This is a genomic window from Megasphaera sp. SW808, assembly GCF_012027795.1.
Classification (GTDB): Bacteria; Bacillota; Negativicutes; order Veillonellales; family Megasphaeraceae; genus Megasphaera; species Megasphaera stantonii.
Window position 1 is genome coordinate 108,766 of record NZ_SJOT01000001.1, and the last position, 23,218, is coordinate 131,983.

The window sequence follows — 23,218 nt, forward strand, 5'->3', positions numbered from 1 at the left end:
ATATGCAATGGGCAGGCAAGCCTTGCATATCGGTATTTTTACGCTGCTGCAGAGATACTGTTAGATAAACGTTTCCGGCTCAGCACGGCGGGCGTACGTTTCTTCCAATTGTTTCTTATGGAACAAATACGTTTCGTCGTCGTAGTAGCGCGCGCCGGCGGGACATGCCTTGACGCAGGCGCAGCATTTGACGCAGAACGTCGTATACGTATGGCAGTCCGGCGCAATGGAACCGAGGGGACAGACGCTGACGCAGACGCCGCAGTTGGTGCAGGCGTCGCTGATCTTCGGGAAGACCTTGGTGATGGTCTTATGGGAGCCGTCGGCTTTCTGCGGCACCATGTACGGCCGATAGGGGACGTTGCCCTTGACTGGCACGGGAGTGCGGTATCTGTCGTTGGAAATCGTGCTGGCTACGACCTGGGCGAAGCTGCGGGCCTTGTTGAGGTCCTGGCTGTCGGGACGGCCCTGGCCGAGAGTGCGGGAGAAGGAATGCTCGCCGATGAACGCGCCGCCGGCGACGGTGTGAATGTGAGCTTTTTCCATGATATCGCGGAGCTCGATGAGGGCGTCGTCGTAGTTGCGGTTGCCGTATACGACGATGGGAACGCCCATGGAGCCGTTTCCTTCTGTCTGCGCCAGGTATTTCAGCATGAAGTTGGGCACGCGGCCGGCGTAGACCGGCATGCCTAGGATGACCAATGAGCCTTCAGGAAATACAAGTGGTTCCGTTCGTTCGCCCGGCAGGGTGAAGCTGCGGCTTTCGTGGGGAATGCCCAGCGTGCGGCTCAGCTCCTGGGCAATGGTTTCGCAGACGGTTTTCGTCGTGTTCGTCGGGCTGAAATAGGCGGTAATGATACGTGCGCATGTTGTCATAATAAAACCCCTTTCGCGGTGAATATGGATAATGGCAGTTGGAATAACACCCCTGTCGACGCCATGATTGTATAGTATAAGTGTACCACATTATGAGAATAAATACAGCCGTATACTGGCAGGAGAATGATTTTTTTAGATTGCCGCTGAAGAAATTTTTCTGATTTTCTTGGTAAAATATGGTATAATAAAAAGTAATTGCAATTATAATTATATGCTAAGCTGCATACGCACAGGCTTGAAACAAGCCGATAGTACATAGAGATTACTAAACGGAGGATAGTGATATGGCTAGAGTAAAAATAACGGAAACGGTACTGCGGGACGGTCATCAGTCCATCGCGGCGACGCGCATGCGCCTGAGCCAGATGCAGCCCGTATTGGAAGCGATGGACGAAGTAGGGTACGGCGCTTTGGAATGCTGGGGCGGCGCGACCTTCGACACGTGCATGCGCTTTTTGGACGAAGACCCGTGGGAACGGCTGCGGACGATTAAAAAATACGTCAAAAAAACGCCCCTGCAAATGCTGCTCCGCGGCCAAAACATCTTAGGATACCGCCATTACGCCGACGACGTCGTGTATGAATTCGTCAACAGAGCCGTAGACAACGGCATCGACATCATCCGCGTCTTCGACGCTCTCAACGATTCCCGCAACATGGAATCGGCCATCCGGGCGGCAAAGGATACGAAGTCCGTCCACGTCCAGGGCGCTATCGTATACACGATCAGCCCGATTCACACGATGGAATCCTTTACAAAAGGCGCTCTGGAGCTGCAGCGCATGGGCGTCGACTCCCTGTGCATCAAGGACATGTCGGGGCTGTTGTCCCCCTATGACGCGTACAATCTCGTGCGCATGCTGAAAAAGCACTTGTCCATACCGATCGAGCTGCACACGCACTGCACCTGCGGCTTCGGCGAAATGACCTACATGAAGGCTATCGAAGCCGGCGTAGATATTATCGACACGGCCTTGTCGCCCTTTGGCGAAGTGACGAGCCAGCCGCCGACAGAATCGGTCGTCATGTCCCTGCAGAACACGATTTACGATACGGGCATCGACGTCGAACGGCTCTGGCCCTTGACGGAGCACTTCAAACAAGTCCGCAAGGAGCTGGCTGACGAATTCAACCTGACTATGCCCAGCCAGATCAATCCGGCTGTCCGCAAGTACCAGATTCCCGGCGGCATGCTGACGAACCTGTACAACCAGCTGAAAGGGCAGGGCGCAGAAGACCGCTTTGACGAAGTGCTGGCGGAAATGCCGAACGTGCGCCGCGATTTGGGCTATCCGCCCCTCGTTACGCCGACGAGCCAGATTACCGGCTCGGCCGCCGCGCTCAACGTCCTGTACGGCCGCTATAAAATCGTGACCAACGAAGTGCGGGACATCGTCCGCGGCAAGTACGGCCGCGTTCCCGGTGAAATCACGGAAGAATTCCGCAAGATGTGCATCGGCGACGAACCGGTTATTACGCATCGTCCGGCTGACGATTTAGAACCAGAATTGGAAAAAGCCAAGCAGGCCTTGGCCGACGAAGGTTTCCCCGACGCCGCGCCGGAAGACGTCTTAGGCTACGCCATCTTCCCGGAAGTAGCCCTGCCGTTCTTCAAAAAACGCCGCGACATGCAGAAACGCAGCGCCGCGACGCAGGGATAATTACATATGCTATGGGAAACACCTGACGAGTCAATTGTCAGGTGTTTTTATCTTCTGCGCTGAAAAGCTTATTGTCCAGTATAATCTTCGGTACATCTCTTTTCTCATGTACATGGAAGAGAAACAGTTTCTTTCCCTTTGTCCGACTCCGTTGTCCTTTTAGCATAGACGGCATTACATTTTCCTATATTTTTTTGCCGAAATATATTGACATTATGCTCCGCTTCAATGGTATGATACGGTCATAGCAAAGAATGCAGTCATTACAGGTGTATACCATCTAGTTGTCAGGAGGAATTGACATGGAACGAAACATGAACAGAGGCACGGAAATTATCATGCAGGGAGCGGAAGTAAAAGGGACGCTGAGCACGCCGGAAGTACTGCCCATTTACTTGACGACGGCTTTCCGCGGCGGAGCCGACTTGGACGAATTAAACGAATACTACGCTGTCAAAGGCTACACATATAACCGCATCAGGAACCCGAACCGCAATGCCTTGGCCGAACTGGTCAGCTATCTGGAAGGCGGCGAAGCGTCTATGATCTGCAGCTCCGGCATGGGAGCGATTACGACGACGCTCCTGTCCCTGGCCGACGCCGGCGACCACATCTTGGCTAACAGCAATTTGTACGGCGAAACGCTGGAAATTCTGGACGTCATCAAGCGCTACGGCATCGAATCGACGTGCGTCGACTTCACGGATGTAGACGCCGTCCGAAAGGCCGTGCAGGCGAATACGAAAATCATTTATACGGAAGTCATTTCCAATCCGACCATGGCCGTCGTAGACGTAGAGGCCGTGGCCCGCATCGCCCACGACTGCGGTGCTAAGCTCGTCGTAGACAATACGTTCACGACGTCGACGGTCATCAAGCCCATCGACTTCGGCGCAGACGTGACGATCAACAGCCTGACCAAATTCATGAACGGCCACAGCGACATCGTCGGCGGCTCGACCACGGCGTCGAAGGATATTATCGACAAGGCCTGCAAGCTGCAAGCCCTCCTGGGATGCACTCTCGATCCATTTTCGTCCTATTTATGTGAACGGAGCCTGCGGACTCTCGACCTGCGCATGGAACGGCAGCTGAAAAACGCCGAAGCCCTGGCGAAAGCCCTCGACGAGCATCCCCGCGTGCTGAAGGTCAACCATCCCAGCCTGCCGACCCATCCCCAGCATGATATTGCCAAGCGTTTGTTTGCCAAGGGATATGGTGCCATGCTCAGCTTTGAAATGCCCGAAGACCGGGAAAAAATCAACGCCTTCATGCGCCGCCTGCACATCGCCAAATACGCCATGACCTTGGGCGGCTACGCGACGACCCTGTCCTACCCCATCTTGTCGTCCCATGCGTCCGTTCCCAGGGACATACGCCTGAAAATGGGCATTACAGACGGCTTGATGCGCGTGTCCGTCGGCCTGGAAGACGCCCAGGACTTGATTGCCGACTTTACCCAGGCGCTGAGCGTCTTTGACGAATAAGGCGGCGAGGAGGAATCATTATGTCAACGTATCGAAATATGACCGTCGGCTTGGCCCTCATTCCCATCATCACACTGATTATCAGCTTAGTCATCGCGCTGAATTTTCTGGGCGCAGGCCCCCATATCCCCTTGGTCTTTTCGACGGCCATTGCCTGTCTCGTAGCCTTAAAGGCCGGGTACAAATGGGACGATATTGAAAAATTTATGCTCGAAACCATGTCCGACGGCCTGCAGGCTTTGGTCATCCTGCTCATCGTCGGTATCTTGATCGGCACTTGGATTATATCGGGCGTCGTACCGACGATGATTTACTACGGACTGCTCATCATTTCGCCTACAGTATTTCTGGCTATGTCCTACGTCCTCACGTCTATCGTAGCCTTTGCCACGGGAAGCTCGTGGAGCACCGCCGGTACCGTCGGCATTGCCCTAGTCGGCATCGGTCAGGCCATGAATATCCCCTTGGAAATGGTCGCCGGTACCGTCGTTGCCGGGGCCTATTTCGGCGATAAGATGTCGCCCCTGTCCGATACGACCAACCTCGGCGCGGCTATCAGCGGGGCCCAGCTCTTCGAGCACATCAAGCACGTCGTCTATCCTCTCGTACCCAGCTTTATCATCACCTTGGTCCTCTATGCCGTCCTGGGCTTTCAATACGGCGGCGCAAGCATTGACAACGAAGGCATCGACGCGATTTTGAACGGATTGTCCCGTATCTTCGTCATCAATCCCATCATGCTCATTCCGCCTCTCGTCGTCATCGTATCGGTGATCAAGAAAATGCCGGCTATTCCCGGCCTGTTCATCAGCGCCTTTATTGCTGCCCTGCTGGCTATGGGCATACAAGGCGCCAGTCTGTCCGACGTCATCAGCGTGGCCTTTTCCGGCTACGAATCCCACTCCGGCTCGGAAGTCATCGACAGCCTGCTGAGCCGCGGCGGCATGGTCAGCATGGGCTCTATCATCGCTCTGGTTCTCGTAGCCATGGGCTTCGGCGGCATCATCCAGAAGTCGGGTATGCTGCCCCTGCTGCTGGATAAGGTTCTGACCATCGCCAAGGGCGTAGGCGGACTCATTTGCGCGACTGTGCTGACCGGCGTCATCGCCGAAATGCTCATGGGAAGCCAGTACCTGTCGGTCATCGTGACGGGCAGCATGTATAAGGACCGCTACGCCGAAAAGGGCCTGGCTCCGAAAAATCTGTCCCGCTGCGTCGTCAATTCCGGCTGCACCGTCAGCCCCCTCGTGCCGTGGAGCAACTGCGGCGCCTTCATGGCGGCGACGCTGGGCGTCGCGACCTTGTCCTATGCGCCCTTTGCCTTCTCGTGCTATTTGACGCCTATTATTTCCATTATCATTGGCTTCATCGGCTTTACGATCGAACGCATCCCGCCGGCGCAGCCTGAGTCCTAATTTATATTGAAACAGCCCCGCTTATCTGACTATGCTGTCGGATAGGCGGGGCTGGTTGCTTATGGCGCGATGCGCACCTGTACCTCGTAGGTACAATGCTGAAATTCATAAAAGTTATCTTCATATTCGTCGGCGACGACCAGATGGGAAGACGGGCTGCCTTCAAAATACGTTTTGAATCAAGTGTTGCTGCAAGTTTCCGACAAAAGCTTTACGCGGAAGCAGAAATAGTCCCCGCTTGGTATTTCACGGATATAGGGATGGGAAAAGGACGGCTTTTCTTTGATGTACATGAAGTAATACAAGGCGGATATTTCGTTCTGCAGCAGCCGATGGAAGTCCAGGATGTAGCCGTTTTGGCGGAGCATGGGAAGCTGATTGAAGGGTGTCTTGCTCTGTGCCTCCGTCAGCCTGTAGCCCGCCGCGCCGTATATGGGTTCTCCCGGATAAATCGGCGCAGCGAGAACATAGCGAGTTTCAAAGGTCTTTTTGAAGGGAATATCGGGAAAAGCATTTTCCTTCAGATAGTTGTAATACGATACGTACCAATCTATCGTATCGACCGTGTCCTGTAGCGTCTCGATCTTCCGCTGCAGCTCTTCCTTATGCCGCGTCAGCAACGCTGTCAGGCGCTCCGTGCCGCCGCCGTCCAAGGCCGTGCGGATTTCCGTCAGGGGTAGCCCCAGCTTTTGCAGGTACTTGATGCGCTCGATATAATGAATTTGGTCATACGTATACTGGCGATAGCCGTTTTGCTCGTTGACCTTCGCCGGCCGGACCAGGCCTATTTTGTCGTAATACCGCAAGGTCTGCGTAGAAATATCGAGCAGAGACGACACCTCGCCGATGTAATAATATTTTTCTTTCATAGATAGCTCCGTCCTTTACAATCGTTGATTTTATTATAGAAAATGTAAGAATATTTGTATAGATATATGTGTTATGCGAGAAACTAATGCATTAAAAAGGAATAATGTGTATACTATAAGTATCATGGATTACCAGAATGTATAATTTGAAATGAAAGAGGAATGACTATGGCTAATAAAAATAGCGTAAATATTGGATTTGAAGAAAAAATTTGGAATGCAGCTTGTGTACTGCGCGGTAATATTGACGCGTCGGAATATAAATCTGTCGTATTAGGACTTATTTTTTTGAAATACATTTCTGATTGTTTTGAGAAAAAATATAATGAATTGGTCGAAGAAGGTGCGGGATTCGAAGAAGACAGGGATGAATATATTTCGGAAAATATCTTCTTTGTTCCTGAAAACGCTCGTTGGAACGTCATTTCTGCGGCAGCCCACAAGGAAACAATCGGCGTCGTTATAGACGAAGCTATGAAAAGCATAGAAAAAGAGAATAAGAAGTTAAAAGGTATATTGCCTAAGAATTTTGCCCGTCCTGAATTGGATAAACGGCGTCTGGGCGATGTAGTAGATTTATTTTCCAATGTAAAAATGGTAGATTCTGGAAGTGAAAAAGATATTTTAGGCAGAACGTATGAATATTGCTTAGCAAAGTTTGCAGAGCAAGAAGGCAAATTGGCAGGGGAATTTTATACCCCCGCTTGCGTGGTAAAAACGTTGGTTGAAGTATTACAGCCGTTCAATGGACGCGTGTACGATCCTTGCTGTGGTTCGGGCGGCATGTTTGTCCAATCGGCAAAATTTATCGAAAACCATGGCGGGAATATTAATAAAATATCTGTCTACGGACAGGATTCCAATCCGACGACATGGAAAATGGCGCAGATGAATTTAGCTATTCGCGGCATCGAAGCGGATTTAGGAAGATTTAGTGCAGATACGTTTTTTAACGACTGCCACCCGCAGTTAAAAGCGGATTTTATAATGGCAAATCCTCCCTTTAATCTTTCCGATTGGGGCGTTGATAAGTTGCGTGACGACGTTCGCTGGAAATACGGCGTGCCGCCGGCAGGAAACGCTAACTTTGCCTGGCTTCAGCACATGATTTGGCATTTAGCGCCTAACGGCCGTATCGGTATGGTATTGGCAAACGGCTCGTTATCCTCTCAATCTGGCGGCGAAGGAGAAATCCGGAAACGGATCATTGAAGACGACTTAGTAGATTGTATAGTCGCCATGCCGGGACAGCTGTTTTATACGACGCAGATTCCCGTATCTTTATGGTTTCTATCTAAAAACAAGAAACAAAAAGGAAAAACCCTGTTTATCGATGCCAGAGATATGGGGAGCTTAGTTACGAGAAAACTTCGGGAATTGGATGATGCCAAGGATATCAAAAAGATTGCCAATACGTATCATGCCTTTGTCGACGGTACGTTGGAGGATGAAAAGGGATTTTGTGCTGTCGTAACGACGGAGGATATTGCGAAGCAAGATTATATTTTGACGCCTGGACGGTATGTAGGCATTAAAGAGCTGGAAGAAGATACAGAACCGTTTGAAGAAAAAATGGCGCGTCTTACGACAGAATTGTCTGGACTATTTAAAGAATCCCATAGATTAGAGGAAGAGATTAAGAAACAATTAGGAGCGATTGGATATGATATATGATTTTCATGAATAGACTGTAGTATAAAAAATAAGGAGATAATATTTTGCGATTAAAAGATGTTTGTGAAATAAATAAAAGAACATATTCTGTTAAGGAAAAGTGGTCAGTAATTTATTACCTTGATACTCAAAATATTAATAAAGGTCAAATTAATGAAGTAAAGAGATATAATACGGAATGGGAAAAAATACCAAGTCGGGCAAAACGCAAAGTGAGTAAAAATGACATTCTGTATTCAATGGTAAGACCAAATCAACAACATTATGGAATCATTCAATCAGAAAAAGAAAATTTTCTGGTTTCAACAGGATTTGCTGTAATTACTGTGAATGAAAATATAGCTGATCCCTATTTTATTTATTATTTTCTTACACAAGCGCAAGTTATAGAGTATTTACAAAATATTGCAGAACAAAGTACTTCAACGTATCCTGCAATTAGACCTTCAGATATTGAAGAACTTGCAATAGATTTGCCTGATTTAGAAAAACAAAAGAGAATAGGTAAGTTTTTGAGATCTATTGATGAAACAATAAATGTAAAGAAAAACATAAACGATAATTTACAGCAACAAGCACAGGCTCTATACAAGTCATGTTTTGTTGATTTTGATCCATATGATGGAATAATGCCTTCCGATTGGATTATTGGTACCGTTGACGATCTTGCAAAAGAAATTGTATGTGGTAAAACGCCATCAACGAAGATCTCCGAGTATTATGGATCAGAAATTCCGTTTATTACGATTCCTGATATGCACGGAAAAATTTATGTCATGACAACAGAACGATACCTGTCAATGTATGGAGCAAATTCTCAACCCAAAAAGACTTTGCCTAAAAATTCCATTTGCGTTAGCTGTATTGGTACAGCAGGTCTTGTCTCGCTTGTGGCATCCGAAAGTCAGACAAACCAGCAGATAAACTCTATAATCCCCAAAGATGATTATTCCCCGTATTACATATATCTGTTGATGCGAACGCTTTCAGAAGTTATAAATAAATTGGGACAAGGCGGTAGCACTATTGTAAATCTTAATAAGGCACAGTTTGGAAAAATCCAGGTGATGATTCCAACGGTTGCTTCTATGAGAAAATTTGATAAAACAGTTTCTCCTTTATTTTCGGTGATTCTTGAAAATCAAAAGGAAAATATTTATCTGTCATCACTGCGAGATACCCTTCTTCCTCGATTGATGTCCGGCGAGCTGGATGTCTCTGACATCCAGCTCTAAGCCGCTAAATTATCGTTAATCTTACGTGACATAAAAGGAGTTTGAAGTGAAATCAGAAAATAGTGAACTAGATCTTTCAAATGCCCATAAATATGCATTTCAAAATAAGCCGTATCTTTTACATGACAGTATATGTGGCTGTTACCACTGTTTAAAAATTTTTTCTCCCATTGAAATTACTAGGTATGCAGATGATTATGGTATAGGTACAGCTATATGCCCTTATTACGGTGTGGATGCTGTTATTGGAGAAAGTTCTGGACTACCTATTACTAAAGAGTTTTTAGAAAAAATGCATAATAAGTGGTTTTGATGTAAAAAATCTCTCAACAGCGGTGAGAGAATTAGTAAAAGAACTGCCGCTGCTCGTCGTTCTCTTATTACTGAAAGGAGAAATGGCGATGAAAGAACAACTGATTTGCGAGATTCAGCAGAAGATGTTGCCCTATCTTAATAACGAACAATTACTTCAGCTAAAAATCGTATTGGATCAAGCATTTTACGGAGTAACCGTCAATACAGAAGAAATAAGAGCGGCAGTAGACGAATGCAATACCGTAGAGTTATTTGTTTCCGCTAAACGTATTGAAGGATGTTCGGAAAAAACATTGACATATTATAGTAAGACGATTGACGTTATGCTGGAAACTATCGGCAAAACGGCGCAGCAAATAACGACAGAAGATTTGCGGAACTATTTGATTACGTATCAAGTGGAGAGAGGCTCCAGCAAGGTTACGATTGACAATATTCGCCGTATTTTATCAAGCTTTTTTTCGTGGCTGGAAGACGAAGATTATATAATTAAAAGCCCTATCCGACGGATTCATAAGGTGAAAACGGCAAAAATTGTCAAAGACACGTATAGCGATGAAGCGCTGGAGCTTATGCGTGATAACTGTACGAATCTACGGGATTTAGCTCTTGTCGATTTATTGGCATCGTCGGGAATGCGTGTAGGCGAGTTAGTGTTGCTGAATCGGGACGATATAGATTTTAATGAACGGGAATGTGTCGTTTGCGGAAAGGGAAATAAAGAACGGTTAGTATATTTTGACGCAAGGACGAAAATTCATTTGCAAAATTATTTGCAAAGTCGGACAGACACAAATCCTGCATTATTTGTGTCTTTGAAAATACCTCATAATCGCCTTATGATCGGCGGTGTAGAAGCCTGCTTGAGACGATTAGGACAACGAATACGCCTTACAAAGGTGCATCCTCATAAATTCCGGCGTACCTTTGCGACGACGGCTATTGATAAAGGGATGCCCATAGAGCAAGTACAACACTTGCTAGGACATCAGAAAATTGATACGACGCTGCATTATGCTATGGTGAAACAACAGAATGTAAAGTTAGCACATAGAAAGTATATTGGGTAGAAAGGGTAAAGAAATATGGAAAAGGCAAAGAGAATTTTAAAGCCGTTAGGAGAAGTCACCGAATTTATGACAAAAGGAATTGCTCCTAAATATACTGAGAATGAGACAGAAAATACGATTAAGGTATTAAATCAACGATGCAATCGTAATTTTCAAATATCATATAAAGAGGCGCGTTTACATGATAAATCTTTAAGGAAAGTTTCTGAAGAAAAACTATTGAAACCTGGAGACGTGCTTATTAACTCTACTGGTACTGGGACAGCTGGTCGTGTAGCTCAAGTTTGGCAAATTCCGGCTACTACTACGTTTGATGGTCATATGATTTTATTAAGGCCTACGAAAGAAATAGATCCGTTATACTATGGGTATGCTATTAAAGCACAACAAAAACAAATAGAGTCATTGGCAGAAGGGTCTACAGGACAAACAGAAATTAATCGAAAAAGATTGCAGGAAGAAATTATAATTAATTTTCCAATAAATATAAGTAAACAACGAAAAGTTGGAATGATTTTATTTAATATTGATAAAAGAATTAAGATAAACGCTGCAATAAACGATAATTTAGCGGCTTAGAGCTGGATAGCGGAGACATCAATTTTGCCTGACATTAACTTTGGAAGGAGCTCATCTCGAATAGATGCAAGCCTGTTGTTTTCTTCCTGATTCGAGACAATGGCAGCCGCCATGGGTGCAATGAGAGCATTAAAGCAATCCAAAGTCTCCTTATCAGGCAAAAGGAGTTCGAGCGCCTTTACGCGATCTCTGGGCAACTCTGTCTGACCAGTGCTTCCTATATGAAGCGATTCAATTTCTTTTTCATGTTGGGTTCCCCACAACCCAATATAGAAAATCATACTTTCTGTTGCTGGCCGGACAATCGTAACATGAGAATCAACAGTAAGATTATGCGGCTGAAACCAAACCTGCGCTGCTCTCCCCAAAGTGCCATTGCCAGTTGAGTTAATTAGCAAATCTCCAAATCGAAGCCACTTATCATTGATGACTTTCGGCCTATGGGCTCGCGCAAAAGAAAGATCAATCATGTGATTGCGAATGCACTTCTGATTAATTACAATTTGGTCGGTATCATCCGCATATTTTGGAGTTATACCTCGACTTAACAGTGATGTAATGTCTTCTAAAGTGACATTCTCCCATTTGTCCGGTGCAGTGCCCCCGAATGGAATATAATCAACAAACCATGATCTAAAAATCGCAACGGCTTGCTGCTGTAAATTATCGTTTTTCTCTTATTTTAGTAGGATATTATGCATTTAGTATAGAAAACATATTTTATAGAGACTTTATTTTAACCTAAGAAATGCAGGAGTGAGGGCCATGGCAGGATATTATACGGAATCGAACTATGAAAATGCAGTGCTGCAATTACTAAGCGGACAGCTAGGGTATACGTATGTCTATGGGCCAGAGGTAGAGCGGGAATACGAGTCTCCTTTTTATGAAGATAGCTTATGGCCTGCATTGCGGCGGATTAATCGTCACTTACCAGAGTGTGCTATACATGAGGCTGTTACTAAAGTTAGGAACATTGAAAATGGTACTTTACTGCAAAAGAATATTCTTTTTATGAATTATTTGCAAAATGGTGTTCCTGTGACATATTTTGCCGACGAAGAAGAAATATCTACGTTAGTTACTCTCCTTGATTTTGAACATCCTGCTAATAACGATTTTGTTGTTGCTAATCAATGGACTGTCGTAGAGTATTCTACAAAAAGAATCGACGTCATATTATTTATCAATGGATTGCCTTTGGTAGTCATTGAATTAAAATCCCCGACAAGGGAAGAAACCGACGCGTCGGCGGCATATCGGCAGCTGCGCAATTATATGCATGAAATTCCGTCTTTATTTGTGTACAACGCTATCTGTGTCATGAGTGATATGACCGTATCAAAAGCGGGAACGATTACGTCTGATGAAGAGCGTTTTATGGAATGGAAAACCATCGACGGTAATTATACGAATACGCAGTATGTGTCCTTTGAAGTATTCTTTGAAGGGATGTTTGAAAAAAATCGATTGCTGGATGTTATACAGAATTTTATTTGTTTTAATGAAGATGAAGAAGAAAAGAAAACGTTTAAAATTTTAGCGGGATATCATCAATATTTTGCTGTAAAAAAAGCTATTGAATCTACTAAAAAAGCCGTGGCAACAGATGGGAAAGGCGGCGTATTTTGGCATACTCAGGGAAGCGGGAAATCGTTGTCTATGGTTTTTTATGCCCAGTATTTGCAGAACGCGTTGAATAGCCCGACGATTGTAGTTATTACTGACCGTAATGATCTTGACGATCAATTATATAGTCAATTTATTCGGTGCCGGCGTTTTCTGCGACAGACTCCTGCACAGGCAACAAGTAGAGATGACTTGAAAACTTTGCTCAAAGACAGGCAAGCTAACGGTATTATTTTTACGACTATGCAGAAATTTACAGAAAGCGGAAGCGCCCTTTCTGAGCGAAAAAATATCATTGTCATGGTAGACGAAGCTCATCGCGGACAGTATGGATTGAATGAAAAAGTGATTGCCCGTCAAGATGATACGGGAAAGATCATTGCCAAAACAATTATTGGAACCGCTAGAATTATTCGGGATAATTTACCGAACGCTACATATATTGGCTTTACCGGTACACCGATATCGGCGAAAGATAGAAATACGCGCGAAGTTTTTGGCGATTATATCGATGTTTACGATATGACCCAAGCCGTAGAAGATGGGGCGACCAGGCCTGTTTATTACGAAAGCCGCGTCATTCATCTAAATTTAGATGAGAAGATTTTAAAAATGATTGATGATGAATACGATAGGGTAGCGGAAACGGCGTCCCCTTATGTAGTAGAAAGAAGTAAAAAAGAATTAAGTCAAATGGACGCTATATTAGGGGCTGATCAAACAATACATTCTCTGGTCAGCGATATGATTACCCATTATGAAGAGAATCGCGCACAGTTATTGACTGGGAAAGCGATGATAGTCGCTTATTCTCGACCTATTGCTATGAAGATATACCGGCAAATATTAGCCATGAGGCCGGACTGGAAAGAAAAAGTGCATGTAGTCATGACACAAGGAAATAATGATCCTGAAGAGTGGCGGGACGTTATTGGAAATAAATCGTATAGAGATGAGCTGGCAAAACGGTTTAAAGATGATGATTCTTCTATGAAAATTGCTATCGTCGTCGATATGTGGCTTACTGGATTTGATGTGCCGTCTTTAGCAACAATGTATATATACAAACCCATGAAAGGGCATAACCTTATGCAGGCGATTGCTCGTGTGAATCGAGTGTTCAAAGATAAAGAAGGCGGCTTAATTGTTGATTACGTAGGGATTGCATCGGCCTTGAAACAGGCGATGAATGATTATACGGTACGAGATAGAAAAAATTACGGTAATACGGATATTAGCAAAGTAGCATATCCGCGATTTCTTGAAAAATTATCTGTATGCAGAGATTTCTTCCATGGCTTTAATTATTTAATGTTCATGACCGGCGATGATTTGGAGAAAGCAAAAGCTATTACAGGCGGAGTGAATTTTATCTTAGGTAAAAGTCAAAAAGAGAGTGATGTACCAGAAAAAGAACGAGTACAATATGTTTATATAAAGGAAGCGTTATTATTAAAACAGGCATTGTCTTTATGCAGCAGTCTTGTCGATAAGGAGATGCGCTTGGAAGCGGCATATTTTGAAGCCGTTCGTGTAATGCTTGTGCGTTTGGCCGCGAGAGGAACAGGGGAAAAGATTACTCTTCCTGAATTAAATAATAAAATAAATGCTTTGCTGAAAGAAAGTATAAAAAGCGACGGCGTCATAAATCTTTTTTCAGATATAGATACGGAGTTTTCATTATTTGACCCTAAATTTTTGGAAGAAGTAGGAAAGATGAAAGAGAAAAATTTAGCGGTTGAATTATTGAAACGCTTGATTTCTGAACAAGTATCTGTATATCGTAAAACGAATGTGGTAAAATCAGAAAAATTTTCCGAGATTATTCAGGGTACGATGCGAAGATATTTAAACGGTATGCTGACTAATGAAGAAGTAATACAAGAGTTGTTAAATTTAGCTAGAAACATACAAAATGCGCAGAAGGAAGGGGAAGAATTACATTTAAATGCCGATGAAATGGCGTTTTATGATGCGTTGACTAAGCCGCAAGCGATAAAAGATTTTTATGAGCACGATCAATTAATTGCTCTTACGAAAGAGCTGACAGAACTTTTACGGAAAAATCGAACGATTGATTGGCAGAAAAAAGAAAGCGCAAGAGCTAGCATGCGAAAGATGGTAAAACGTCTCCTGAAAAAATATGGATATCCGCCGGAAGGCAGAGAAGATGCTGTAAAGACTGTTATGTTGCAGTGCGAGTTATGGACAGATAATACGGATTTTTAAGTAAATACAGGTATGTGGAGTGAAACGTATGGCAATACCGAAATATAATGAATTTATGCCGACTATCATAACGTGCTTGAGTGATGGAAATAGGCATACGACAAAAGAATTAATAACATTTTGCGCCAATGCATTTCAACTTACTGAAGAGGAACGGCAACGCCGATTACCTACGGGGCGTCAGTCTGTATTGGCAAATCGCGTAGGTTGGGCGAAAACATATTTGAAAAAAGCCGGGCTCATTGAGAATCCAGTAAGGTCAACATATTGCCTGACCCAGCGTGGAAAAGAGGCTTATCAACAAGGCGTAGAGAATATTACAGTAGAATATTTACGGCGATTTGACTCATTTAATGCATTTATCAGTAACGATACAACGCAAAATATAGTAGTAAGTAATGACAATACTAATAATGAAGAAATAACTAAGAGCCCGCAAGAAATATTGGAAAATGCAATTAAGCAAATAAATCACTCATTGGCGGATGAATTATTAACGGAAATTATGAAGATTTCTTCATCAGATTTCGAGAGTTTAGTAGTTCGGCTATTAATTAAAATGGGGTATGGTTCCATGCAGCTAAATGCCAATGCCGTAACTAAAAAAATCTGGTGATGAAGGGATTGACGGTATCGTGACGGCAGACAAGTTTGGATTTGATTCTATCTATATTCAAGCTAAAAAATGGAATACAGATACAGTTGTCAGTCGTCCGGAAATTCAAAAATTTTTAGGAGCTCTCGTTGGACAGGGCGCAACAAAAGGCGTATTTATTACGACGGCAAAATTTTCTTCTGGAGCTTATGAATATGCTAAAAAACAGCTTAATACAAAAATCGTACTCATCGACGGCGTTCGCTTGACTAATTTGATGATAGAGTATAACCTTGGTGTTTCTGTTATTGAGTCGTATGAAATAAAGCGAATAGATTACGATTTCTTTAATGAAGATATTTAAAAGGAGTTTCTCATGAATTCAATTTGCCCATGGGCTTTAGGCGACCCGTTGCTGCGGGAGTATCACGATACGGAATGGGGCGTGCCTTGTCATGATGATACGATGTTGTTTGAGCTGTTGTGCCTTGAAGGGGCGCAGGCCGGGTTGTCGTGGCTGATGATTTTGAAGCGGCGCGAGGGGTATCGTAAGGCCTTTCAGAATTTTTCCATACCGGCCTGCGCGGCGCTGACCGACGACGAGCTGGAGGAGATTCGTCTTCACGGCGATGTGATTCGCAACCGCCTGAAAATTGCTTCGGTGCGGAAGAATGCCCGCGTCGTACAGGAGATTCAGCAGGAGTTCGGTTCCTTCGATGCCTATGTCTGGCATTTTACGGAAGGGAAGCCGATTCGCAACGCTTGGAACGAGCAGAAGGACATACCGGCTCAGTCGGAATTGTCGGAGCGCATCAGCAGGGATTTAAAGAAGCGGGGCGCGTCCTTCGTCGGGCCGGTGATTATGTATTCCTTTTTGCAGGCCGCCGGTGTGCTGAACGACCATATTGCGTCTTGTCCTTGCGGCGATGGGGCGTATTAAATAAAGAAGGTGCAGCATATGAAGCTATTGTTATTGATGGTAGTATGTTTATGCGTCTGGATTTGCGGCAGTGCGGTGTCACAGGCGACATACGAGGAATACGATGCAGGGTATGCGAAGGGCTATGAAGATGCCTGTATGGGCTTGTGGGACGAGTGGCCGGATTACGGCTCAGAAGATTTTAAAATCGGCTATGCCGATGGGCAGGGAGAACGGCGTGACGAATTGGATGCGGCTCATGACGATGGCTATTCTGCCGATGAATACGATGACGGTGATAGTGATGAATGGTAAATAATATACAACAGCCTCGGAGCTTCATGAAGAACTCCGAGGCTGTTGTATTAAGAAATAGGTTATTTTACTGTAATTTTACATTTGAAAATTGCATAATTCTTCTTTTTTGCTATTTTCTTATGGTACAATGTGTAATATACAGGAGATGAAAGGGATATTCAACATGGGCTGTACCATGTTGAGATAACGCGGCTTGTTATTTTTTGACAGAGAGGTGAAGAACTATGAAGCGTTGGTTAGTGATGATGATGTGCGCCGTATGGTTTCTGATGGGCAATCTTTCCTTTGCCATGACGTCGCCTTTGGGGATAGGATCATCGCCCACTTGGGGAAGCGGCATGCCGGCGTTGGAGTCCTTTGACGATGATGATTACTGGGACGACGACCGCTGGGAAGACGATGACGATGACTACTGGGATGACGATCGTTGGGAAGATGACGATGACGACGATTGGGACGACGACCGATGGGAGGATTAAGACCTGAGCTTCTTGCAGCGTATATCTTTGCGTTAGATAGTAAACTATATTGACATGACATCATATGTTCGTATATGATGTTGCCGTAGGCATTACACACACAACGGCAGGCGGTTATATCGCCCCTATCCATTTCGAATGAATGGGGGTGATGCCCATGAACGAGACAAACGTAACACTATTACTTTTGATTCTCTTAGTGGTACTTTTACAAAAGAAATAACCGCCCATAGCGTCCAAACTTTAGGCGGTTAAATCTTGCTTAATGTAGGGGCTATAACCGTTTGTCGGTGTAATGCCTCGTTTTTTATTTCACCTTCATTATACTGAGTATTGAAAGAGCCGTCAAGAAAAAAAAACGAAGACTGCTGATACATGCGGAAATGTTTATGTATTCAATTACTTGACAAGTCCTATGGAATCGGGTACAATAATGTCTGTTAACGGGACGTGGCGCAGCTTGGTAGCGCGCTTCCTTGGGGTGGAAGAGGTCGCGAGTTCAAATCTCGCCGTTCCGACCAGCATAAAAGCCTTTGTTCAGGATTGGACGAAGGCTTTTCTTGTTTTTGCAATACGCATCGTTTGGCGAAAGGGGAAACGGTCATGCAGGTAAAACGCGTATTAGCTGCCGTATGCTGCTGTTGTTGCCTGGCTGGCGGCGCAGCTCAGGCCAGCGAGGAATTTCATGATGTGAAGACTCCCGTCGTAGGAGCGGAATTTCCTGTCGAAGAGCCCGCAGTAAAACCGAATATTCAAGAACGGACGAAGGCTATATTAGATGAATACAACGACCCAAAACGGCCGAAAACCCATCACGGCGTCGAACTGGGCCACGTGTATATTCCTAAGGGCACGCCGCTCATGCTGGCCCTGCAGGAGCCGATCAGCTCGAAGACCAGCAAGGAAGGCAAGGCCTTTAAGTTGAAGAACCTGGAAGATGTAGTCATCAACGACGTCGTCGTCATTCCGGCCGGCACGACCTGCGTCGGCAAGGTGCTGAAGGGCCGGGGAAACCGCGGCTTCGGCAGAGGCGGCAAGCTGGAGCTGTCCATTGCGGCGATTAAAACGCTGAACGGCGTGACGGTTCCCTTGAACGGCTATATCAAGGGCCGGGGAAAGAAGAGCTCGACGTGGTTTGCTCCGTGGTGGATTTCGGCATTTTTGAAAGGAAAAGAGCTGAACTATAAGGAAGGGCAGCTGTTCCGCGTGACCGTGAGCCGCAATACGGACCTGAAGGTGACGGGCGACGAGCTGGGCGATGCCATGGGCTACCCTGCCGACGGCAAACCGTCTATCTACGTCAAACCGATGGAATAAATACAGGGGATAGAAAGGGGATTGTATGGATATAGTAATTCGGCCTGCGGCGCCGACAGATTTAAAGGCCGTGACGGCCATTGAAGCGGCATGCTTTCCTGCGGCAGAAGCTGCGACGGAAGAGAGCTTCCGCCAGCGGTTGGCAGCCTTTACCTATTCCTTTCTCATTGCGGAAAAGGATGGAAGGCCTATTGGATTTATCAACGGCTGCGTGACGAATAAGGACGAGCTGACCGACGATTTGTATGAATCGACGGCGCTGCACGACGACGACGCGCCGAACGTCATGGTGTTCGGTCTGGACGTGATTCCCCAGGAGCAGCATCAGGGCTTCGCCGCGGCGCTGATGAAGGCCTATATTGAAAAGGCGGAGTTGCGCCGTAAAAAGCAGATTATACTGACCTGCAAGGAACGGCTTATCCCGTTCTACGAGCAGTTCGGCTACGAATGCCATGGGAAATCCCAGTCTATGCACGGCGGCGCTGTGTGGTACGACATGGTATTGTCCTTGACCCGCTGAGCGGGACGTCCTATAAACTGTCAGCAATATTGCATCCTATCTCCTGTTGCAGAGCGCATGCAGATCTTATTTCTGCTGCTCATGCGGCAGGAGTTTTTTTGCGCTTGTGTTCCGTCCGGCTTATGCTGCTGCGGCAGGTATGCTATAATAAAAGATACGCAGCATTGCAGTATGTAACTTATCGATAAGGAGCGTTGTCATGAGGCCATTTGTCCATTTGCATGTCCATACGCAGTACAGCTTGTTCGACGGGCTGTGCCGCATTCCCGACATGGTTCAGAAGGCAAAAGAATTGAATATGCCTGCCGTGGCGATTACGGATCACGGCAATATGTACGGCGTCATCTATTTGTATAAAGAAGCGGTGAAGCAGGGCGTCAAGCCGATTTTAGGCTGCGAGGTCTATATGACCAAGGGCAGCCGCTTTGAGAAGAAGACGAAGGAACGGTTATGCCATCTGATCCTGCTGGCGAAGGATTTGAAGGGCTATCATAATCTGGTCAAAATCGTGTCGAAGGGCTTTGTTGACGGGGAAAACAATTACCACAAGCCCCGCGTCGACTACGACCTGCTGGAGCAGTACCATGAGGGGCTTATCGCCATGAGCGCCTGCATCGAGGGCCATATCCAGCAGAATATCCTCAACCGCGACGAAGAAGGAGCCCGGCAGACGCTGGAGCGGCTGGTGCGCATTTTCGGCAAGGACGATTTCTATCTGGAAGTGCAGAATCACGGGCTGGCGGAGGAAAAGATCGTCCGCGAGGTGTTTAAGCGCTGGTCGAAGGAATATGGATTGAAGGTCGTGGCGACGAACGATTTCCATTACATTGAAAAGTCAGATGCCGGGGCGCAGGAAGTCAAATTATGCATTTCGACGGGCAGTACCCTCGAAGACCCGGTCCATTTCCGCTTTGCCAACGACGAGTTTTACATGAAGAGCGGTGACGAAATGGCCGAGCTGTTTCCCGATATGCCGGAAGCGCTGGATACGACGCTGGAAATCGCCGATAAGTGCAATGTGGAGATATCCTTTGACGAGCGCCATTTGCCGAAATTCCCCGTTCCCGAAGGGGAGACGGACGAGTCGTACCTGCGCAAGCTCTGCGAAGAGGCCCTGCCGACGCGGTACGACCCGGTGACGCCGGAAGTGCGGGAACGCATGAATTACGAGCTGGACGTCATCAACAAGATGGGCTTTCCGTCGTACTTCCTCATCGTATGGGACTATGTCAAGTTTGCCCGCGACCACGATATCCCCGTCGGCCCGGGCCGCGGCTCGGCGGCGGGCTCCGTCGTAGCGTATCTGCTGGGGATTACGGGGCTGGACCCGCTGAAATACGACCTCCTCTTTGAACGGTTCCTCAATCCGGAACGGGTGACGATGCCCGATATCGACATGGATTTCTGCTATGAAAACCGCGGCCGCATCATCGACTACGTAACGCGCAAGTACGGCAAGGAACACGTGGCGCTGATCATCACTTTCGGAACGCTGGCTGCCCGGGCAGTCATGCGCGACGTCAGCCGGGCCTTGGCGATTCCTCTCGGCGAAGTCAACCGCTTTATGAAGCTCGTGCCGACGGAATTGGGCCTGACTATCGACCGGGCTCTGCAGATCAGCAAGGAATTCCGCCAGGAATACGAGACGAACAGCACGATTCATCACATGGTCGAAGTGAGCCGCGCCCTTGAAGGAATGGTACGCCATTCGTCGACTCATGCGGCCGGCGTCGTAATTTCCGCTGCTCCGGTAGACGATTACGTGCCCATGCAGTATTCAAAGGAAGGATATTTGACGACCCAGTATGACAAGGATCTGGTTGAAGAGCTGGGCCTGCTCAAGATGGACTTTCTGGGCCTGCGGACGCTGACCGTCATCGGCGACGCCGTCAAGCTCATCCGGCAGCAGCACGGCGTCGACATCGATATCGACGCCATTCCCCTGGACGACCAGGAGACGTGCAAACTCCTGACGGAGGGCGATACGGCCGGCGTGTTCCAGATGGAATCGTCGGGCATTACGACGCTGGTTAAGGAACTGGCGCCAAAGCATTTCGAAGACATGATTCCCCTCGTCGCCCTGTACCGTCCGGGGCCTTTGGGCAGCGGCATGGTAGAGGATTTCATTAAGGGCAGTCACGGCGAAAAGGAAATCACCTATCTTCATCCCTTGCTGGAGCCGATTTTAAAGGATACGTACGGCGTTATCCTGTATCAGGAACAGGTCATGCAGATCGCTTCCGTCATGGGCGGCTTCTCGTTGGGACAGGCAGATTTGCTGCGTCGGGCCATGGGCAAGAAGAAGGAATCGATCCTGAAAGCCCAACGGGAGAGCTTTTTGGCCGGGACGCAGAAAAATGGCATTTCCGACGAAATTGCCAACAAGGTCTTTGATCTCATGGTATACTTCGCCGGCTACGGCTTCAATAAATCCCACTCGGCGGCCTACGCCTACATCGCCTGGCAGACGGCGTATTTGAAGACGCACTACCGGGCGGAATTCATGGCGGCGACGATGACCAGCTTTATCAACGATATCCGCAAGATCAGCTATTACATTTCGGAATGCCGCCGTCACGGCGTCGAGGTGCTGGCACCGGACGTCAACGCCAGTGTATCCATGTTTTCCGTCGAAAACGGCGCCATACGCTTCGGCCTTTCGGCAGTCAAAAGCATCAGCGACGTCGTCATCGAGGCTATCGTCACGAGCCGGGAAAAAGACGGGCCCTTTACGTCGCTCAGCGATTTCTGCAGCCGCGTCGATTACCATATTCTAAACCGCAAGATGCTGGAAAGCCTTATCAAAGGCGGATCTATGGATTCCTTCGGCCGGCCGCGGTCGCAGCTCATCGCCGTACTGGAAGAGGCCATGAGCGTCGGGGCGCAGAAGCAAAAGGACGATGCATCGGGGCAGATGGGCTTGTTCGACGACGGAAACGACACTGCGGCGATGGAATTGGCCTATCCCAATGCTCCCGAATATCCCATGGACATGCTGCTGGCTATGGAAAAGGAATACGACGGCTTCTATTTCAGCGGGCATCCCCTGGAAAAATACGAAGACGTGCTGAAGTCCATGACGCCTCTTTCCGTCCTCTTCGGCGAGGATAACCGGCAGTATGACGGAAAAATGCTGTGCATCGGCGGCCTGGTGACGGGACGGCGGCAGGTGACGACGAAGCGGAACGAGCAGATGGTTATCCTGACGATTGAAGATTACACCGGCTCTATCCCCGTCGTCGTCTTTCCCAAGGCTTTCAGCCAGTATATGAATCTTTGCGTCGTCGATATGGCTGTTTCCGTTCAAGGCCGGGCCGATATTAACGACGACGATATCCAACTCATTGCCGAAACGTTAGCACCCTTAGGAGACCAGCCGGCAGAGGGGCACGCCGTGAGCATGGCCGCAGCCGCCCGCCGGGCCGGCGCACTCTGGCAGCCGGGAAAGGGGACGAAGCTGTTTATCAAGATACCGGCCCATCTGGAACGAAGCGACTTGAGCACGCGCCTGGGCGGCGTATTGGAAAAGCATCACGGCGAAGTCAAGGTATACTTTCACCTCATGGGCAGCCGCCGCACGATTTTGACCGACCCGCGGTATTGGGTAGAAACGGAGGATTCCCTGCGGCAGGAGCTGGAAGCCATGCTGGAGCCGGGCTCTGTCGTGTTGAAGTGAGGCTATGCAGAATTGATATAAATGATATAAAATATTTACAGATAATTATTTTAAATTAAGAAAAAATATGATATACTGTAACCATAGCCTTAGCTTATAAACATAAAAGGAGGGTCTCCCATGACAATAGAACGGTTGAAACAAGTAAAAAACGTGATTTCCGACGTGTACCAAGGCTTTGCCGGATGTTCGACCGGCGGTTGCTGCGGCGTTTCTCTCCCGAAAGAGGACCAGGATAAGCTGAAACAATGGAAGCAGGATATGCAGCAAAAATAAAATAGAGAAGGGCAAAGCCCGTATGACAGAGTATAGTATCTGTCATACGGGCTTTTTTTTGCGCAAGAGATAACAT

At 47.0% G+C, this 23,218-nt stretch carries 21 protein-coding genes and 1 tRNA gene; 19 read left to right on the top strand and 3 right to left on the bottom strand.

Translation table 11 applies throughout. From position 1 onward, the window contains the following. Positions 1-60 precede the first annotated feature (60 nt). Entirely contained in the window at positions 61-876 is an 816-nt protein-coding gene (locus E0L13_RS00515) for an EFR1 family ferrodoxin (RefSeq protein WP_168059556.1), read from the bottom strand. A gap of 287 nt (positions 877-1,163) precedes the next feature. On the opposite strand from E0L13_RS00515, the gene E0L13_RS00520 reads away from it, so the two are divergent. The 3 genes from E0L13_RS00520 (at position 1,164) to nhaC (ending at position 5,442) form a co-directional block, all read left to right on the top strand. Then, positions 1,164-2,540 carry a pyruvate carboxylase subunit B gene (locus tag E0L13_RS00520; protein ID WP_168059558.1) on the top strand — a complete coding sequence of 459 codons (1,377 nt, stop codon included), beginning with the start codon at positions 1,164-1,166 and terminating at the stop codon, positions 2,538-2,540. Between the two features lie 302 nt (positions 2,541-2,842). Continuing rightward, positions 2,843-4,027: an aminotransferase class I/II-fold pyridoxal phosphate-dependent enzyme gene (locus E0L13_RS00525; RefSeq protein ID WP_168059560.1), complete on the top strand. Its 1,185-nt coding sequence runs from the start codon at positions 2,843-2,845 to the stop codon at positions 4,025-4,027. Between the two features lie 20 nt (positions 4,028-4,047). Next, positions 4,048-5,442: a Na+/H+ antiporter NhaC gene (gene nhaC, locus E0L13_RS00530; protein WP_087477724.1), complete on the top strand. Its 1,395-nt coding sequence runs from the start codon at positions 4,048-4,050 to the stop codon at positions 5,440-5,442. Positions 5,443-5,621: 179 nt separating this feature from the next. On the opposite strand, the gene E0L13_RS00535 is transcribed toward nhaC, so the two are convergent. Then, complete coding sequence (locus E0L13_RS00535; protein WP_168059562.1) at positions 5,622-6,311, bottom strand: helix-turn-helix domain-containing protein; 690 nt, start codon at positions 6,309-6,311, stop codon at positions 5,622-5,624. Positions 6,312-6,479: 168 nt separating this feature from the next. Here E0L13_RS00535 and E0L13_RS00540 point away from each other — a divergent pair, with 168 nt between their 5' ends. The 5 genes from E0L13_RS00540 (at position 6,480) to E0L13_RS00560 (ending at position 11,184) form a co-directional block, all read left to right on the top strand. Beyond that, entirely contained in the window at positions 6,480-7,985 is a 1,506-nt protein-coding gene (locus E0L13_RS00540) for a class I SAM-dependent DNA methyltransferase (protein ID WP_107195665.1), read from the top strand. 44 nt (positions 7,986-8,029) lie between these two features. Then, positions 8,030-9,220, top strand: coding sequence for a restriction endonuclease subunit S (locus E0L13_RS00545; RefSeq protein ID WP_162860303.1), 1,191 nt, complete (start codon positions 8,030-8,032; stop codon positions 9,218-9,220). Between the two features lie 46 nt (positions 9,221-9,266). Continuing rightward, positions 9,267-9,533, top strand: coding sequence for a cytoplasmic protein (locus E0L13_RS00550; protein WP_107196801.1), 267 nt, complete (start codon positions 9,267-9,269; stop codon positions 9,531-9,533). Positions 9,534-9,621: 88 nt separating this feature from the next. Next, positions 9,622-10,605 carry a site-specific tyrosine recombinase/integron integrase gene (gene xerA, locus E0L13_RS00555; protein WP_107196802.1) on the top strand — a complete coding sequence of 328 codons (984 nt, stop codon included), beginning with the start codon at positions 9,622-9,624 and terminating at the stop codon, positions 10,603-10,605. A gap of 15 nt (positions 10,606-10,620) precedes the next feature. Beyond that, the gene (locus E0L13_RS00560) at positions 10,621-11,184 is read left to right on the top strand and encodes a restriction endonuclease subunit S (protein ID WP_107196803.1); all 564 of its coding nucleotides are present in this window, start codon (positions 10,621-10,623) and stop codon (positions 11,182-11,184) included. Here the strand turns inward: E0L13_RS00560 and E0L13_RS00565 are convergent. Next, a complete protein-coding gene (locus tag E0L13_RS00565) occupies positions 11,181-11,654 on the bottom strand; it encodes a restriction endonuclease subunit S (RefSeq protein WP_107196813.1) in 474 nt (157 codons plus the stop codon). The genes E0L13_RS00560 and E0L13_RS00565 overlap by 4 nt on opposite strands. 295 nt (positions 11,655-11,949) lie before the next feature. Between E0L13_RS00565 and E0L13_RS00570 the strand changes: the two genes are divergently transcribed. The 11 genes from E0L13_RS00570 (at position 11,950) to E0L13_RS00615 (ending at position 23,142) form a co-directional block, all read left to right on the top strand. Then, positions 11,950-15,042 (top strand): type I restriction endonuclease subunit R, encoded by a 3,093-nt coding sequence (locus tag E0L13_RS00570; protein WP_168059564.1) that lies wholly within the window; start codon positions 11,950-11,952, stop codon positions 15,040-15,042. 28 nt (positions 15,043-15,070) lie between these two features. After that, on the top strand, positions 15,071-15,658 hold the full coding sequence (locus tag E0L13_RS11705; RefSeq protein WP_206081436.1) for a winged helix-turn-helix domain-containing protein: 588 nt from the start codon (positions 15,071-15,073) through the stop codon (positions 15,656-15,658). A gap of 19 nt (positions 15,659-15,677) precedes the next feature. Beyond that, positions 15,678-16,001, top strand: a complete 324-nt coding sequence (locus tag E0L13_RS11710) for a restriction endonuclease (RefSeq protein WP_346766145.1) — start codon at positions 15,678-15,680, stop codon at positions 15,999-16,001. A 12-nt stretch (positions 16,002-16,013) separates the two neighbouring features. Next, a complete protein-coding gene (locus E0L13_RS00580) occupies positions 16,014-16,577 on the top strand; it encodes a DNA-3-methyladenine glycosylase I (protein ID WP_168059566.1) in 564 nt (187 codons plus the stop codon). Between the two features lie 18 nt (positions 16,578-16,595). Then, positions 16,596-16,871: a hypothetical protein gene (locus E0L13_RS00585; protein ID WP_087477734.1), complete on the top strand. Its 276-nt coding sequence runs from the start codon at positions 16,596-16,598 to the stop codon at positions 16,869-16,871. 227 nt (positions 16,872-17,098) lie between these two features. Further along, a complete protein-coding gene (locus tag E0L13_RS00590) occupies positions 17,099-17,353 on the top strand; it encodes a hypothetical protein (RefSeq protein WP_087477735.1) in 255 nt (84 codons plus the stop codon). Positions 17,354-17,797: 444 nt separating this feature from the next. Further along, positions 17,798-17,874 (top strand) — tRNA-Pro (locus tag E0L13_RS00595). A gap of 82 nt (positions 17,875-17,956) precedes the next feature. Next, positions 17,957-18,670, top strand: coding sequence for a hypothetical protein (locus tag E0L13_RS00600; protein WP_168059567.1), 714 nt, complete (start codon positions 17,957-17,959; stop codon positions 18,668-18,670). Positions 18,671-18,695: 25 nt separating this feature from the next. Continuing rightward, a complete protein-coding gene (locus E0L13_RS00605) occupies positions 18,696-19,190 on the top strand; it encodes a GNAT family N-acetyltransferase (RefSeq protein ID WP_168059568.1) in 495 nt (164 codons plus the stop codon). 199 nt (positions 19,191-19,389) lie between these two features. Beyond that, positions 19,390-22,866 (top strand): DNA polymerase III subunit alpha, encoded by a 3,477-nt coding sequence (locus tag E0L13_RS00610; protein ID WP_168059569.1) that lies wholly within the window; start codon positions 19,390-19,392, stop codon positions 22,864-22,866. Positions 22,867-22,986: 120 nt separating this feature from the next. Then, positions 22,987-23,142 carry a hypothetical protein gene (locus E0L13_RS00615; RefSeq protein ID WP_162860304.1) on the top strand — a complete coding sequence of 52 codons (156 nt, stop codon included), beginning with the start codon at positions 22,987-22,989 and terminating at the stop codon, positions 23,140-23,142. Positions 23,143-23,218: the final 76 nt, after the last annotated feature.

Bases quoted from the DNA above. Each gene is read 5' to 3' on its own strand.
- E0L13_RS00615 (WP_162860304.1), top strand. From the start codon at position 22,987: ATGACAATAGAACGGTTGAAACAAGTAAAAAACGTGATTTCCGACGTG.
- E0L13_RS00520 (WP_168059558.1), top strand. From the start codon at position 1,164: ATGGCTAGAGTAAAAATAACGGAAACGGTACTGCGGGACGGTCATCAG.
- xerA (WP_107196802.1), top strand. From the start codon at position 9,622: ATGAAAGAACAACTGATTTGCGAGATTCAGCAGAAGATGTTGCCCTAT.
- E0L13_RS00560 (WP_107196803.1), top strand. From the start codon at position 10,621: ATGGAAAAGGCAAAGAGAATTTTAAAGCCGTTAGGAGAAGTCACCGAA.
- E0L13_RS11705 (WP_206081436.1), top strand. From the start codon at position 15,071: ATGGCAATACCGAAATATAATGAATTTATGCCGACTATCATAACGTGC.
- E0L13_RS00535 (WP_168059562.1), bottom strand. From the start codon at position 6,311: ATGAAAGAAAAATATTATTACATCGGCGAGGTGTCGTCTCTGCTCGAT.
- E0L13_RS00600 (WP_168059567.1), top strand. From the start codon at position 17,957: ATGCAGGTAAAACGCGTATTAGCTGCCGTATGCTGCTGTTGTTGCCTG.
- nhaC (WP_087477724.1), top strand. From the start codon at position 4,048: ATGTCAACGTATCGAAATATGACCGTCGGCTTGGCCCTCATTCCCATC.
- E0L13_RS00610 (WP_168059569.1), top strand. From the start codon at position 19,390: ATGAGGCCATTTGTCCATTTGCATGTCCATACGCAGTACAGCTTGTTC.
- E0L13_RS00570 (WP_168059564.1), top strand. From the start codon at position 11,950: ATGGCAGGATATTATACGGAATCGAACTATGAAAATGCAGTGCTGCAA.
- E0L13_RS00580 (WP_168059566.1), top strand. From the start codon at position 16,014: ATGAATTCAATTTGCCCATGGGCTTTAGGCGACCCGTTGCTGCGGGAG.
- E0L13_RS00590 (WP_087477735.1), top strand. From the start codon at position 17,099: ATGAAGCGTTGGTTAGTGATGATGATGTGCGCCGTATGGTTTCTGATG.
- E0L13_RS00565 (WP_107196813.1), bottom strand. From the start codon at position 11,654: ATGATTGATCTTTCTTTTGCGCGAGCCCATAGGCCGAAAGTCATCAAT.
- E0L13_RS00605 (WP_168059568.1), top strand. From the start codon at position 18,696: ATGGATATAGTAATTCGGCCTGCGGCGCCGACAGATTTAAAGGCCGTG.
- E0L13_RS00540 (WP_107195665.1), top strand. From the start codon at position 6,480: ATGGCTAATAAAAATAGCGTAAATATTGGATTTGAAGAAAAAATTTGG.
- E0L13_RS00585 (WP_087477734.1), top strand. From the start codon at position 16,596: ATGAAGCTATTGTTATTGATGGTAGTATGTTTATGCGTCTGGATTTGC.
- E0L13_RS00525 (WP_168059560.1), top strand. From the start codon at position 2,843: ATGGAACGAAACATGAACAGAGGCACGGAAATTATCATGCAGGGAGCG.
- E0L13_RS00515 (WP_168059556.1), bottom strand. From the start codon at position 876: ATGACAACATGCGCACGTATCATTACCGCCTATTTCAGCCCGACGAAC.